At 80.4% G+C, this 515-nt stretch carries 1 protein-coding gene; it reads right to left on the bottom strand.

All coding sequences use genetic code 11. From position 1 onward, the window contains the following. A partial coding sequence (locus tag K6I34_RS37960) for a polyketide synthase dehydratase domain-containing protein (protein ID WP_229332538.1) occupies positions 1–515 on the bottom strand: 515 nt, incomplete at both ends.

Genomic DNA, 515 nt, shown 5'->3' with positions numbered 1-515 from the left:
GCCAGGGTGTCGGTGTCCGTGACGCGCAGCGTCACTCGCGCGGCGGTCAGCGGCCCGGGAACGGCGGAGACCCCGCGCCACGCCGCCGCGAGCCGGACGTACGCGCCTCCCGGCTCGTCCTCCGTTCCGGGCGCGAGGGCGAGCAGGGCCGGGTCCAGCAGGGCGGGGTGGAGGTCGAGGCGTGCGGCGTCCGGGGCGTCGGCGCCGTGGGCGGTCTCGGCGAAGAGCTCGTCACCGCGCCGCCACGCGGCCCGCATCCCCGCGAAGGCGGGGCCGAGGGTCAGACCCGCGCCGGCGAGCCGCTCGTAGGCCTCCGGTACGGGCACCGGGGTCGCCCCGATCGGCGGCCACTGCCCGGGCCGGGCGGCCGGGCGGTGGGTGCCGGGGGCGACGGTGCCCGAGGCGTGCCGGGTCCACGGGGCATCGGCGGGCGCGTCCTCGGGCCGCGAGTGCACGGTGACCGCGCGGACGCCCGCGCCGTCGGGCAGCTCCAGCGTGACCTGGACCCGTACACC

Source organism: Streptomyces sp. UNOC14_S4 (assembly GCF_020740835.1).
Classification (GTDB): Bacteria; Actinomycetota; Actinomycetes; order Streptomycetales; family Streptomycetaceae; genus Streptomyces.
Note: the sequence above shows the minus strand (reverse complement) of the source record. Positions and strands in the feature narration are given on the sequence as shown.